This window comes from Silvimonas soli (assembly GCF_030035605.1).
In the GTDB taxonomy this organism is placed as follows: Bacteria; Pseudomonadota; Gammaproteobacteria; order Burkholderiales; family Chitinibacteraceae; genus Silvimonas; species Silvimonas soli.
The window spans coordinates 1,089,137-1,102,931 of sequence record NZ_CP106736.1; the positions used below are offsets into that span (position 1 = coordinate 1,089,137).

12 protein-coding genes are annotated in these 13,795 nt (G+C 56.6%); 4 read left to right on the top strand and 8 right to left on the bottom strand.

All coding sequences use genetic code 11. From position 1 onward, the window contains the following. Positions 1-73: 73 nt before the first annotated feature. The 4 genes from kdpC to N7220_RS05030 all read right to left on the bottom strand — a co-directional run bounded on the left by kdpC (position 74) and on the right by N7220_RS05030 (position 5,623). Positions 74-661, bottom strand: a complete 588-nt coding sequence (kdpC, locus tag N7220_RS05015) for a potassium-transporting ATPase subunit KdpC (RefSeq protein WP_283150367.1) — start codon at positions 659-661, stop codon at positions 74-76. A 745-nt stretch (positions 662-1,406) separates the two neighbouring features. After that, positions 1,407-3,563 (bottom strand): potassium-transporting ATPase subunit KdpB, encoded by a 2,157-nt coding sequence (kdpB, locus tag N7220_RS05020; RefSeq protein ID WP_283150368.1) that lies wholly within the window; start codon positions 3,561-3,563, stop codon positions 1,407-1,409. Positions 3,564-3,746: 183 nt separating this feature from the next. Continuing rightward, positions 3,747-5,534 carry a potassium-transporting ATPase subunit KdpA gene (gene kdpA / locus N7220_RS05025; RefSeq protein WP_283150369.1) on the bottom strand — a complete coding sequence of 596 codons (1,788 nt, stop codon included), beginning with the start codon at positions 5,532-5,534 and terminating at the stop codon, positions 3,747-3,749. Further along, entirely contained in the window at positions 5,531-5,623 is a 93-nt protein-coding gene (locus N7220_RS05030) for a potassium-transporting ATPase subunit F (protein ID WP_283150370.1), read from the bottom strand. The genes kdpA and N7220_RS05030 overlap by 4 nt, the downstream gene beginning before the upstream one ends. A gap of 825 nt (positions 5,624-6,448) precedes the next feature. Between N7220_RS05030 and N7220_RS05035 the strand changes: the two genes are divergently transcribed. Next, positions 6,449-7,339 carry a hypothetical protein gene (locus N7220_RS05035; RefSeq protein WP_283150371.1) on the top strand — a complete coding sequence of 297 codons (891 nt, stop codon included), beginning with the start codon at positions 6,449-6,451 and terminating at the stop codon, positions 7,337-7,339. A 78-nt stretch (positions 7,340-7,417) separates the two neighbouring features. Here the strand turns inward: N7220_RS05035 and N7220_RS05040 are convergent, their stop codons facing one another. Continuing rightward, positions 7,418-7,981, bottom strand: coding sequence for a gamma carbonic anhydrase family protein (locus N7220_RS05040; RefSeq protein ID WP_283150372.1), 564 nt, complete (start codon positions 7,979-7,981; stop codon positions 7,418-7,420). Between the two features lie 186 nt (positions 7,982-8,167). On the opposite strand from N7220_RS05040, the gene N7220_RS05045 reads away from it, so the two are divergent. Further along, complete coding sequence (locus tag N7220_RS05045) at positions 8,168-10,195, top strand: M3 family metallopeptidase (protein WP_283150373.1); 2,028 nt, start codon at positions 8,168-8,170, stop codon at positions 10,193-10,195. A gap of 114 nt (positions 10,196-10,309) precedes the next feature. Here N7220_RS05045 and N7220_RS05050 read toward each other — a convergent pair whose 3' ends face one another. The 3 genes from N7220_RS05050 to fur all read right to left on the bottom strand — a co-directional run bounded on the left by N7220_RS05050 (position 10,310) and on the right by fur (position 12,234). Then, positions 10,310-11,053, bottom strand: coding sequence for an arginyltransferase (locus N7220_RS05050; RefSeq protein WP_283150374.1), 744 nt, complete (start codon positions 11,051-11,053; stop codon positions 10,310-10,312). Position 11,054: 1 nt separating this feature from the next. Further along, on the bottom strand, positions 11,055-11,756 hold the full coding sequence (gene aat, locus N7220_RS05055; protein ID WP_283150375.1) for a leucyl/phenylalanyl-tRNA--protein transferase: 702 nt from the start codon (positions 11,754-11,756) through the stop codon (positions 11,055-11,057). Between the two features lie 61 nt (positions 11,757-11,817). Continuing rightward, a complete protein-coding gene (gene fur, locus N7220_RS05060) occupies positions 11,818-12,234 on the bottom strand; it encodes a ferric iron uptake transcriptional regulator (RefSeq protein ID WP_283150376.1) in 417 nt (138 codons plus the stop codon). Positions 12,235-12,381: 147 nt separating this feature from the next. Here fur and N7220_RS05065 point away from each other — a divergent pair, with 147 nt between their 5' ends. Together N7220_RS05065 and dapB are read left to right on the top strand one after the other, a co-directional pair. After that, the gene (locus N7220_RS05065; protein ID WP_283150377.1) at positions 12,382-12,858 is read left to right on the top strand and encodes an outer membrane protein assembly factor BamE; all 477 of its coding nucleotides are present in this window, start codon (positions 12,382-12,384) and stop codon (positions 12,856-12,858) included. Positions 12,859-12,882: 24 nt separating this feature from the next. Next, complete coding sequence (gene dapB / locus N7220_RS05070) at positions 12,883-13,683, top strand: 4-hydroxy-tetrahydrodipicolinate reductase (RefSeq protein WP_283150378.1); 801 nt, start codon at positions 12,883-12,885, stop codon at positions 13,681-13,683. Positions 13,684-13,795 lie beyond the last annotated feature (112 nt).

Sequence of the window (13,795 nt, forward strand, 5' to 3'; positions counted from 1 at the left end):
CCCAGCCTTGCATTGGATAACCATCGGGATTGCGCAGGCTACCGACGACGCAGTCCCGGTCCGCGGCATTGATTCATGCTTTCACTTTACTGCCTGCATCGTCCAGCGCCAGGTTCAGTTGCAGCACGTTCACTACCGACTCGCCAAACAAACCCCACTGCGGGCGAGCGGTGTTGGCGTCAACCAGTTGCCGCACCGTTTCATCAGTCAAGCCACGTGCCTTGGCCACGCGATGCACTTGGTACGCCGCCGCCGCTGGCGAAATATGCGGGTCCAGACCGCTGGCCGATGCTGTCACCAAGTCGGTAGGCACCGGGCCGGTTTGATCAGGGTGTGCTGCACGAACGGTATCGATGCGGGCTTTGACTGCATCTTTCAACGCCGGATTGGTCGGACCCAGATTGCTGCCGCCAGAAGCCAAGCCGTTGTTCGGTTGCGGGCCGGTGGCGGACGGGCGACTCCAGAAGTAGGTCGGGCCGGAGAAGCTTTGACCGATGAGGCTGGAACCGACTACTTTGCCGTTCTTTTCGATCAGACTGCCGGCGGCCTGATCCGGGAAGATGGCTTTGGCAGCACCGGTTACGACCAATGGATAGGCCAGGCCGGTGATGGCTGTCAGCACCACGAAGAGGGTGATGGCTGGACGGATGATGGTGCTCATTTCATGTGCTCCTGAGAATTCTCTGTGCCTGCGGCACGGTGTTTTACATACCCGGTGGTGACCGGGAACACGGTAGTGTGGTCGTAAAGCCTTATCGTGCAACTTGCTTCGCAAAAGAAAAGTAACCAAAAGAAAGGCGACCCCACGCTCTTGGCTATGGCTGAGCGAATCAAAGATTCACACGCGCACCGGGCTTTCTTCCCTCGGTCGGTCGGGAGCCTAAGGTCTCCCGACACTCCCTCGGCAGTGGCGTCAGGGGGTTAAAAAAGCAAACCGTCTGTTAGCGGAAAGGGTCTGCTTGGTATAGTGCTGGTTATCCCTCTTGCACTGGGTTCCCGCCTCCGCGGGAATGACGAGTCAACAAATTGCCATCAGCCTTTGCCGTTGTTTCCGGTGACATGCCGCTTTGCAAACCACGCCGACCGAGAGCCGGAGACCTCAGGCTCCGGCCGACCGAGGGAACGGCGGAGCCGCGTAAAGACCACTGGTAAACAGACGGTTCGTTTCGGCTTTTGACCTGGGGGCCCCTTGCGGCAGCGGGGTCGCCTTTCTTTTGGTTTCTTTTCTTTGGCGACGCAAAGAAAAGAAACGTGCTCCGGGCACCCCCGGTACCAAAATCAAACCGTGCCGAAGGCACTAACTGGAAAGCCTCCAAATCCAGCCCTCGGTTGAAGCATCGCTCCCCGGATTCTCGCTTCGCTTCATCCGGGCTACATCCCCAGTCATGCAACAGCCGCCGAGGCGCTCAAACCCACCCCACCACCCCCAACAACAAATCAATCACCTTGATCCCCACAAACGGCACCAACAACCCACCCAAGCCATACACCAGCAGATTGCGCCGCAGTAGTGGGCCCGCCCCCAGCGCCCGATATTTCACGCCTTTGAGCGCCAGCGGAATCAGCGCCACAATCACCAGTGCGTTAAAAATCACCGCCGACATAATCGCCGAAGCCGGGCTGTTCAGATGCATCACGTCCAGCGCTTTGAGCTGTGGATACGTCACCGCAAACGCCGCCGGGATAATCGCAAAGTACTTGGCCACATCATTCGCCACGCTGAAGGTGGTAAGCGAACCGCGCGTCATCAGCATCTGTTTGCCGATCTCGACAATCTCGATCAGCTTGGTCGGGTTGCTGTCCAGATCGACCATGTTGCCGGCCTCTTTGGCCGCTTGCGTCCCGGAGTTCATGGCTACGGCTACGTCGGCTTGGGCCAGCGCTGGTGCGTCATTGGTACCGTCACCGGTCATGGCCACCAACCGGCCTGCGGCCTGGTGTTCGCGGATCAGCGCCAGTTTGTCTTCCGGGCGGGCTTCTGCCAGGAAGTCATCCACACCCGCTTCCGCCGCGATGGCTGCGGCAGTCAGCCGGTTGTCGCCGGTGATCATGATGGTCTTGATGCCCATCTGCCGCAGTTCGGCAAAACGCTCTTTGATGCCGCCTTTGACGATATCTTTGAGCTCAACCACGCCCACGACTTTTTTGCCATCGGCCACTACCAGTGGCGTGGCACCACGGCGGGCGACATCATCGACGCTGTCATTCACGGCTTTGGGGAAATCACCTCCCAGTTCCAGAATGTATTTGCGTACCGCATCGGCCGAACCTTTGCGAATCTGGCGCACATGGTCATGGGCCACCGTCACCGAAGTCGCAACTTGACTACCATCCGTGGCCAAAGCCACAGCGTGTGCCGGATCGGTCTTGCCGTGGCGCACACCCAGATCTACACCAGACATCCGGGTTTGTGCCGTGAACGGGATAAACAACGCGTCTTGCAGCTCCCGGCCGCGCAGGTTGAAGCGCTCTTTAGCCAGGACGACGATGGAGCGGCCTTCCGGGGTTTCGTCCGACAACGAGGCCAGTTGCGCTACGTCAGCCAGTTCTTGCTCGGTCACGCCCGGGGCAGGAATAAACGACGAGGCCTGACGATTACCGAGGGTAATCGTGCCGGTTTTATCCAGCAGCAGCACATCTACGTCACCCGCTGCTTCGACCGCGCGGCCAGAGGTGGCGATGACATTGGCCTGCATCATGCGGCTCATCCCGGCCACACCAATGGCCGACAGCAAGCCGCCAATCGTGGTGGGGATCAGGCACACCAGCAGAGCAATCAACACCGTAATGCTGACCGGCGCACCAGCTCCAGCGGCGGTCACGCTGTAGATGGAGAACGGCAACAACGAGGCACACACCACCAAGAAGGTGAGTGTGAGCGACACCAGCAAAATGGTCAGCGCCACTTCGTTCGGGGTCTTTTTGCGCTTGGCGCCTTCCACCATCGCAATCATGCGATCCAGAAACGCCTCGCCCGGGTTGGCGGTAACGCGCACCACCAGCCAGTCCGACAATACACGGGTACCGCCAGTCACCGCCGAGAAATCGCCGCCGGATTCGCGGATCACCGGGGCGGATTCGCCGGTAATGGCCGATTCATCCACCGAAGCCACGCCGTCGAGCACTTCGCCATCGGCCGGAACGATATCGCCCGCCTCGACCAGTAACCAGTCATCTTTGCGTAGCGAGTTGGAATCGATAACTGAGACTTTGGCCTCACGTGCAGCGCTGGCCAGTTTTTTGGCCACCACGTTTTTACGCGTGGCCCGCAGCGCGGCGGCTTGCGCCTTGCCGCGCCCTTCGGCCAAGGCTTCGGCAAAGTTGGCAAACAGCACGGTAAACCACAGCCATGCCGCCACCGCCAGAATGAATGCCGCCGGTGCTTCGCCATGACCACCCAGCGCGTGAATGCCGAGAATGGTGGTGACTACACTGCCCACCCACACCACAAACATCACCGGATTACGCCATTGCGCCACCGGCGACAGTTTGCGGAACGACTCATAAATCGCCGGGACCGCGAGTTTGCGGTCGAACAGCGTTAAGGTATTGGTTTTACTCATTTTCCATGACTCCATGAGTCAGATTTCGGTAGAGCAGATTCGGCCAGGCCAATCCACCATCCCGTAGCCCGGATTCTCGCTACCCCGCCGCAACGGCCATGTGTGAGATCAGGCAGCTTTGCGGAGGTACCCCCAAGGGGCTCGCTTGATCCGGGCTACGGATGTCATTTGGTTATCCAGCGGTCAATGACCGAACAATTGCAGATGTTCAATCACCGGCCCCAATGCCAGCGCCGGGATGTACGTCAGCGCCCCCACAATCACCACCGTACCGACCAGCAGCGCCACAAACAGCGGGCCGTGCGTAGGCAAGGTGCCGGAAGTCACCGCCAGCCGCGGCTTGGAAGCCAGCTTGCCGGCAATGGCCAGCACCGGAATGATCACGGTGAAGCGGCCAAACCACATGGCAATCGCCAGCATGGTGTTGTAGTACGGCGTATTGGCGTTGAGCCCACCGAATGCCGAGCCGTTGTTGTTGGCCGCCGAAGCAAACGCGTACAGCACCTCCGAGAAACCATGCGCCCCAGGGTTAGCCATGCTGGCTTTACCCACATCCAGCATCACCGATAACGCCGTCCCGCCCAGAATCAGACACGGCGTTGCCAGAATGGCGACGGCCACCATCTTCATCTCGAACGCTTCGATCTTCTTGCCCAGATACTCCGGGGTGCGGCCAATCATCAGGCCCGACAGGAACACCGCCAGGATGGCGTAAATAAGCATGCCGTACAGACCAGCGCCCACGCCGCCAAACACCACTTCGCCCAGTTTGATCAGCCACATTGGCACCAGACCGCCCATTGGCATCAGCGAGTCATGCATGGTGTTGACCGCACCGCAGGAGGCGGCCGTGGTAATCACCGTAAACAACGCCGAGGCAACAATCCCGAAGCGCGATTCCTTGCCTTCCATATTGCCCACGCTGCCATCCATGCCCAGATGCGTGAGGAGCGGATTGGCGGTGATTTCTGCCCAGTATTCAACGCCCACCATGGCCACAAACAGCAACGTCATGGCACCCAGCAAAGTCAGCCCCTGGCGGGTATCGCCGACCCAGCGGCCAAACATGAACACCAGCGCCGCCGGGATCAAAAAGATGCTGAGCATCTGCGCAAAGTTGGATAGCGGCGTCGGGTTCTCGTATGGATGGGCCGAGTTGGCGTTAAAGAAGCCTCCACCGTTGGTCCCCAGCATCTTGATCGCTTCTTGCGAAGCCACCGGCCCCATCGGCAGGGTCTGCACGTCGGTTTTGGCATCGACCATCACCGGGTTGCCCTTGGCATCTTTCACTGGCTGACCATCAGCGCCGGTCTTGGGGATTTGATACGCGACCGCTTCGGTCAGCTTCGCATCCTTGTAACCATCAAAATTCTGAATCACGCCCTGCCCCACCAGGAACACGGCAAACACCAGGGAGATGGGCAGCAAGATATAAGCGGTGGAGCGATAGAGATCCAGCCATGCGTTACCCACACCACCCGCTTTACGGCGCACAAAGCCACGGATAAACGCAATCGCCACCGCCATACCGGTCGCCGCCGACATGAAGTTATGCGTGGCCAGCGAGAGCATCTGAGTCAGATAACTCATGGTGGATTCACCGCTGTAGCCCTGCCAGTTGGTATTGGTCAGGAACGAGACCGCCGTGTTGAACGATGAGTCCGGGCTAACCGCACCCATATTGGCCGGGTTCAACGGCAAGCTGCCTTGCAGTCGCTGCTGGGCGTAGACAAACAAGCCACCAATCAGATGAAAAACGATCAGCGCCAGCGCATAACGCCACCACGGCATGTCTTCATCCGGATTGGCGCCAATAACGCGGCACAAGGCACGCTCGGAGCGGCCCAACCAGGCAAAGCGTTGCGACAAGCTGCCATCCAGCGCCGTCGCCAGGAAACGGCTCAACGGCCATGCCAGCGCAAACAACACCACCAGATACAGCACGGTCTGAAACACGGGAGAGGAGTTCATGCCACGTCCTCCGCGTTAAACAGCGCATAAACGAGATAGACCAGCAGTAGCACGAACACTACCGTTGCCATTAAATACAGCCAGTTCATTTGCGTGCCTCCAGATGCCTGCAGAAAACTGCCAGCCCCTGTATCGCCGCACCAAAGACGATGATGAGGAGCAGATACACAGCGTCCATGTGTTTTCTCCTTGCGGGTTATAGCCCCACGGATTGAGGGCTTTTGGACACCGTGAACTGTAGGGAGAGGGAGATAAAGGGCGGGTAAAGCTTGTGGGGATGGGTGTAAAAATTGTGTAAACGGGGGAAACCAGCGGGAAGAACAGGCTGCTCGATTGAGCGGCAGGAAAGGTTTGATACGTCAGAACAGACTTTTACTACGAATGATTCGCAACCCGCTGGATTTACACGCTAATTTTGTATCCATTACGATACATTGCGACACACAGACCAGCCGTTCATCGACGGACGGCAGAAATATTAGAAATCCCTTAAATTCAAGACATTAGCAAAACGCAGGGGCCAATTATTACAAATAACGAAAGCATTAACTTTATTTTAAAAATTACAAAACACTCAAGGTTACCGGGCAAATTTTGAATAACCGCCGATGAGATTTTGCTGCGCAAATATCATCTTTTACTAATGCTCTATTTTTCTAAACATTATTATTTTTTTGTTAAATATCATTGCGTTAACAAAAAAATCCTTTAGTGATCCAGCTCATCACCCAACGTAATTCTCATCGTCTTCTAACGTGACGCATCAAATTAATTGCTAGAGCAGAGTCATTTAAAAATTCTTACAGTATGCAAATAACACCTACCAATCCAAGAAGGTGCTCTGTTTCCTTACATTATTTACAATCTCCACCGTTTTCAGAATTTCACATCACATAAATTAATCGGGGACCGAGATGAACAAACTACTCGCACTGAGCGGGATAGCACTTTCTTTGGCATTGGCCGCTTGCGGCGGTGGTGGCGGTAGCGACAGCAGTTCGCCTGCACAGAATTCCGCAGTGCCGACCCCAACGCCGACGCCAACTTCTGCGCCAACACCAACTCCGGCCCCTACGCCGACTCCAACCCCGCAGCCTCAACCACCTAGCCTGAGCGCGCCAGATGCGGGCTCTACCGCTGCGGTCGGCAATGGCTTTGAGGGGTACTGGAAGAGTTCACTCTCCACTTCATCCAATCCGCGTCTGGCTATCGTCGCGCCTGATGGCAAGTTCGTGGCGATTGACAGCACGTCAAACACCTACTGGAGTGGCACGGCAACTCCGGCTGGCACCAATTGGGTGGCCTCGCCTGCCGAACAACTGGCATCTGGCAACGTCACTGCATTCAATGATGGCGGTACGTTTGTTGCAAAAACTTCGCTAACCGATACTGCTGCGGGCTCTTCGTTTGTTTTTGATACCTACGCACCGGCCAATGCACTCGCAACAACTGCAGCAAGCGTGGCAGGCACTTGGGGTGACGGTTTTCCAGCCAAAGTTATCGTGGCCCAAGATGGCTCGTTCACTGGTACCACGGTGACATCGGGTTCCGTCGGCGTTTGTAATTACTCGGGCACCATCACGCTAGTTGATCCAAGCAGCAAGAAGAACATTTTCAACGTCACATTGACTGTGGCCCAGTCGGCAGCTTGCCATCTTGTTTATGGCACGTCCTATACCGGCTTGGCCACCATTGACGTCGTCAATAAAGGCACCCAGAGCGCGCCGATTTATGGCAAAAATCTGATTACGGTTCTTCGTGTTCCAGGCCAAGCGTATTTGTGGATGCAACTGCCACTGCAATAAGCTCGATTAGAGAGCGCGCATAAGCAAAGGGAACCTCGCAGGTTCCCTTTGTTTTGTTGGGCACAACTAAAAAACGGTCTAGCCGTGTTCCTTATCCCGCACCGTACTCAAATCCCGCAGATGATATTTACGCATCAGCTTCACATAGTGCTGCGCCGAGTACGCAAAGTGGGCGATCTCCTGCGCAGTCAGTGGTCGCACCTGTTTGGCGGGGCGGCCTACATATAGATAGCCTGACTCCAGCACTTTGCCTGGTGGCACCAATGAGCCGGCGCCGAGCATGACGTGGTCTTGCACCACTACGCGATCCAGCACAATTGATCCCATCCCGATCAAACATTCGTTGCCGATCGTACAGCCATGCAGCATTACGCCATGGCCAATAGTCACGCGATCGCCAATGATCAAGGGCGCGCCCTCCGGGTCTTCCGGGCGGCGGTGGGTGGTATGCAGCACACTGCAATCCTGCACGTTACTATCGTCGCCAATGCGGATAAAGTTCACGTCGCCACGCACCACCGCGCCCGGCCATACGGATGCGTTCTGGCCTAGCGTGACCTCGCCGATCACCTGTGCGGACTGATGTACCCACGCTGTCGACGGAACCAGCGGCTCATAAGACTCAAAATTTTCGACTGCCATACAATTCTCGCTTGATAATTGTTCGAGGCGCGTACATCTAGACTATCTAGTTACCCGCTAACAAATCAGCCAATCCAGACACAGTTCCGGTGGGTTCGAGTGGCAACCAGCATGGCCGGTTCCATCTAATCTATCGACGCAATGCCAACGCATTTCATGATCCCGACATTTTAAACGAGTCCACCTATGCCCCAAACCAATCCACTGCTCGATTTTTCCGGCCTGCCGCGTTATGCCGAAATCCGCCCGGAACATATCACCCCCGCGCTGGATGTCTTGCTGCAAGCAGCGGCCCAAGCCGTAAAAGCAGCAGAAGTGCTGACTAACCCGACATGGGACAGTTTTGTGGTGCCGCTGGATCAAACGCTGGAAAATCTGGGCCGCGCCTGGGGCACCGTCGGGCACCTGGAAAGCGTGGTCAATACGCCGGAACTGCGTGAAGCCTACAACGGCAATATCCCGCGCATCTCCAATTTCTTTACCGAACTGGCACAGAACGAGGCGCTGTACGCGCACTACAAAACCATTGCTGCCAGCCCGGAATATACCGCTTTTACCGAAGCGCGCCGCGTGGTGATTGACCATGCGCTACGCGACTTCCGCTTGTCTGGCGCCGAATTGCCGCCCGCCCAGAAAGAACGTTTTAAAGAGATCGCCGAAAAGCTTTCGGAACTGACCACGCGCTTTTCGCAAAACGTGCTGGATGCCACTGACGAATTTGCGCTGTTTATTGATGACGCCAAAGAGCTTGATGGCCTGCCTGCAGATAACCTCGCCGCCGCTCGTGCTGCGGCCCAAGCCGACGACAAACCCGGTTACAAGCTCACGCTGAAAATGCCGAGTTATTTTCCGGTCATGCAATACGCCACCAACCGTGCGCTGCGGGAAAAGCTGTATCGGGCGTACGCCACGCGCGCGGCTGAGTTTGGCAAGGATGACTGGAACAACTCGCCGCTGATCGAGCAAATCCATACCCTGCGTCAGGAAGCCGCAGTACTGCTGGGTTTTGCCAATTTCGGTCAAGAGTCGCTGGCCACCAAAATGGCCGATTCCCCGGCTGAAGTGCTCGATTTCCTGCGTGATCTGGGCCATCGCGCCAAGCCATTCATGCAGGCGGATCGCGTTGAACTACTGCGCTTTGCCCAGGATGAACTTGGCCTGGATAAGCTGGAATCGTGGGATCAAACCTTTGTCGCAGAAAAACTGCGCGAAGCGCGTTATGCGTTCTCCGAACAAGAAGTAAAACAGTATTTCACCGAGCCAACCGTCATCGCCGGTTTGTTCCATCTAGTCGAAACGCTATACGGCCTGCAATTTGTGGCGGCCGAAGCGCCCGTCTGGCATCCGGATGTGCGCTATTTCGAATTGCGCAACAAGGATGGCAGCCTGGTTGGCGGCCTGTATATGGATATGTACGCGCGCGAAGGCAAGCAAGGCGGCGCGTGGATGAACGAAGTGCGCAGCCGTCATCTATTGCCGGATGGCAGCGTGCAAACGCCAGTCGCGCTGATTGTGTGCAACTTTGCCCAAGGCGTGGATGGCAAACCCGCGCTGCTGCCGCACGATGACGTCATCACACTGTTCCACGAAACCGGCCACGCTTTACACCACTTACTGACTGAGGTGGACGAGCGTGATGTGTCCGGCATTAACGGCGTGGAATGGGATGCGGTTGAACTGCCAAGCCAGTTTATGGAAAACTTCTGCTGGGAATGGCAACTGCTGCCGCAACTGACCAAACATGTGGAAACCGGGGAATCGTTGCCCGAGCCGCTGTTTGAGAAAATGCTGGCGGCGAAGAACTTCCTCTCTGGCACCGGCATGATCCGCCAGATTGTGTTCTCCATTTTCGATATGGAACTGCATATGGATACGGTCGGCCCGCAAGCTTTGCAGCGCTACTTCAAGCTGCTGACCGAATTCGACGCCCCGGCCGTGCCGGAATATCACCGCTTCCCCAATAGCTTCAGCCATATCTTTGCTGGCGGTTATGCTGCCGGTTATTACAGCTACAAATGGGCGGAAGTGCTGTCGGCGGATGCTTATGCCGCGTTTGAAGAATCCGGCGTGTTGAACCCGCAAACCGGCGCGCGTTTCCGACAGGAAGTGCTGGCGCGTGGCGGCAGTCGGCCAGCGCTGGAGTCATTCATCGCCTTCCGTGGTCGTGCACCGCAAACCGACGCACTGCTGCGCCATAACGGGCTGGCTAGCTAAGGCGGCGATACGGCTCTGGTTCTACTGCAAACAAAAAAGCCAGGCATTGCCTGGCTTTTTTGTTTGCCGACCATTCGGTGCGACCTGATCGGGCCTACTTTGATAATCCGCGCTTCACCGCGTTTTGGTGGTCGCCGGCAACTCAGCCAGCCGCTGCCACTCGCCATTCACCAGCCCTTCCATTGGTTGATAACGCGTCTTGTAGGCCATCTTGCGGCAATCTTCGATCCAGTATCCCAGGTACAGATACGGCAAGCCAAGCTGGCGGGCCAGTCCCACTTGCCACAGGATATTGAACACGCCAAAGCTGGCGCCCACAGCATCCGGATCGTAAAACGTGTAGACCGACGATAAACCGTCATCCAGTTGGTCGATCAGGCTGACCATACGCACGCCCGTGTCATCACGAAACTCAGCCAGAAAGCTGGCGACGTTACTTTTGAGGATGAAATTCTCGTATTGCTCGCGGTTATCCTGGTCCATGCCACCGCCCGCATGGCGCACCAGTTGATAGCGCTGATACAACTGGAAATGCGCCTCGGAATATTCCAGTCCCAACAAACGGGTTTTGAGATTGCCATGCAGTTTCTGCGCCCGGCGCTGGGCGCGATCTGGCGTGAAGTCGGCAGTGGGGATACGCACTGGCACGCACGCTTGGCAATGATCACAATGCGGACGGTAAACAAACTGGCCACTGCGCCGAAAACCATGCAGCACCAGTTGGCTGTAGGTCCTGGCATCAATCAGTTCAGAGGGCACCGCTACTTGCGAGCGTGCCATGCGCTCGGGCAGGTAGCTGCACGGATAAGAAGTAGTCGCGTAAAACTGCAGCTGCAGCGTGTGGCCACGCGGATTCATATCAGCTTCCCGGATTATGGAAATCGTATTGCCAGCGGCCCGGTTCTCGGTGTGCGGCAGTCAGCCGGGTCAGATTTTCTATAAACAGACTGCGCTCGATCTCGCTCGCACCGAAGCGCGCCAAGTGTTCAGTATGCATCTGGCAATCGATCATGCCAAATCCTTGCGACTGCAAATACTGAACCAGATGCACAAAGGCGAGCTTGGACGCATCGGGTCGGCTGGCAAACATGGATTCGCCATAAAACATATTGCCGATGGCAACGCCGTACAGGCCGCCGACCAACTCGCCATCCATCCAGCATTCGGCGCTGTGGGCATAACCCAAATCGTGCAACTGGCCATAACCGCCGCGGATTTCATCGCTGATCCAGGTCAGATCTTCGCCTTGGCGCGGTGCGGCGCAGCCTTGCATGACTTGATCAAACGCTTGATCAAAGGAGATGCGATAAGGCTTGTTGCGCAGTGTTTTACCTAAAGAAACAGGGACATGCAGCGCGGCAGGGATGAGTACCATGCGCGGATCCGGGCTCCACCACAAGATGGGTTCGCCCGGCATATACCAAGGGAAAATGCCTTGCCGGTAGGCAGCTAGCAAGCGCGGCGCAGATAGATCGCCGCCCGCTGCCAGCAAACCATTGGGCTCACGCAGCGCGTGCTGCAATGGCGGAAAGCGCTCAGTGTCATCCAGCCAGCCGATCACCCGCGCCCTCCCCCGATACAACGGTACAACTGATAAACGGTCAGGTTATCGATGCAGGTTTTTACTTGATGCGGCAATCGGCACACAAACCGTACAGATACATTTCGTGATCCTGGATTTCAAAATTGTGCTTAAGCGCAATGGCGTCCTGGCGTTTCTCGATTTCCGGATCGCAAAACTCTTCTACCTTGCCGCACTTCAGGCAAACCAGATGATCATGGTGACCGCCTTGATTCATTTCAAACACGGCTTTGCCGGTTTCAAAGTGATGGCGAACCAGAATCCCGGCCTGTTCAAACTGGGTCAGCACCCGGTAAACCGTGGCCAGGCCGATATCAATGTTTTCATTCAGCAGCAGGCGATAGACATCTTCTGCGGTCAGATGGCGTTGCGGGCTGGTTTCGAAAAGATTGAGAATACGCAGGCGGGGACCGGTGGCTTTCAGCCCCATACCTTTCAAATCAGCGGCAGAACTCATGGTGTACCCCGTCGTTAGTTTAGGTCATCGACCCGGTGCAAATCACAAGTTGCACCTGGCGGCTGCGGCAAGCAGCAAGAACAGGTTATGATATAGCGTTTGCCGCACCCGCTCCAACCGACCCACGTTGTGAAACAGCAAAGACGCATGCATATCAAACCATTTCTCTTAGCAATCGGTACCGCCACAGTGCTGGCCGGTTGCAGTATCGGCAACATTCTCACTCCCTACAAACTGGATATTCCACAGGGTAATGAGGTCACCAAAGATCAAGTCGCACAGCTCAAAGAAGGGATGACGCGTACGCAAGTGCGTTTCGTACTGGGCACGCCACTGCTGACCGATCCTTTCCACGCCAATCGCTGGGACTATATCTACAGCGATGCCAAGGGCGGCAAGCTGCGTGAGAAGCTTACCTTCCACGTGGAGTTCGAGGGTGACAAACTCAAGAGCTGGGAAGGCGAAACCCTGCCCGCTTCCAAGTTGATCAAGCTGGGCACCGATGGCGCCAGCGCGCCAATGGCACTGGACGAACCCGTTGCTGCTGCCGCTGCGTTGTCATCCGCAACGCCAGTAGCGCGCGCTTCGGCAGCTTCTGCAGTGGATGTCGCACCGCTCAAGTAATTGCTTTGTGGAATACGTAAAACCATGTCTTTGAAGATCGCCATTGCCGGCAGCAGCGGACGTATGGGTCGCATGCTGCTTGAAGCCGTTAGCGCGGCACCGGATTGCCAACTGACCGTGGCGCTTGATCGCGCAGGCAGCCCGGCCTTGGGCCAGGATGCGACCGCCTTCCTGGGCAAAACGTCCGGCGTCCTGATCACTGATGATCTGCAAGCGTTGGCGCACGCCGACGTGCTGATCGACTTCACACGCCCGCAAGCCACGCTGGAACACCTCAAGGTCTGCCGCGAACACGGTGTGAGTGTGGTGATCGGCACAACGGGCTTTGAGCCAGCCGATAAAGATGAAATCAGCGCCGCCGCCAAAGATATTTCAATTGTCTACGCCCAGAACATGAGCGTGGGCGTGAACCTGGTCTTCAAGTTGCTGGAAGTCGCGGCAAAGTCTCTGGCTACCGGTTACGACATCGAGATCGTCGAAATGCATCACCGTATGAAAGTGGATGCGCCTTCCGGCACCGCCCTGCGCATGGGCGAAGTGGTTGCCGGCGCCTTGGGCCGGGATCTCAAAGAAGTCGCCGTGTACGACCGCGAAGGCATTACCGGTGAACGCGATCCATCCTCTATCGGATTTGCCACATTGCGTGGCGGCGACGTGGTGGGTGATCACACGGTGGTGTTTGCAGGCATGGGCGAGCGGGTTGAGATTACCCACAAGGCATCCAGCCGCATCATTTACTCTCAAGGCTCATTACGCGCCGCGCGGTTTCTGGCGGACAAGCCCACCGGCTTGTTCGATATGCAAGATGTGCTAGGTTTACGCTAACAAACACGTCAATGGCCCAACCCTTACCGGTTGGGCCATTTGCATTGTTGTTAAGCAAAGGTTAAGCCCTTCAGTCGCACTATCATGCCACCTGCAAATCTGGAGAATTCCC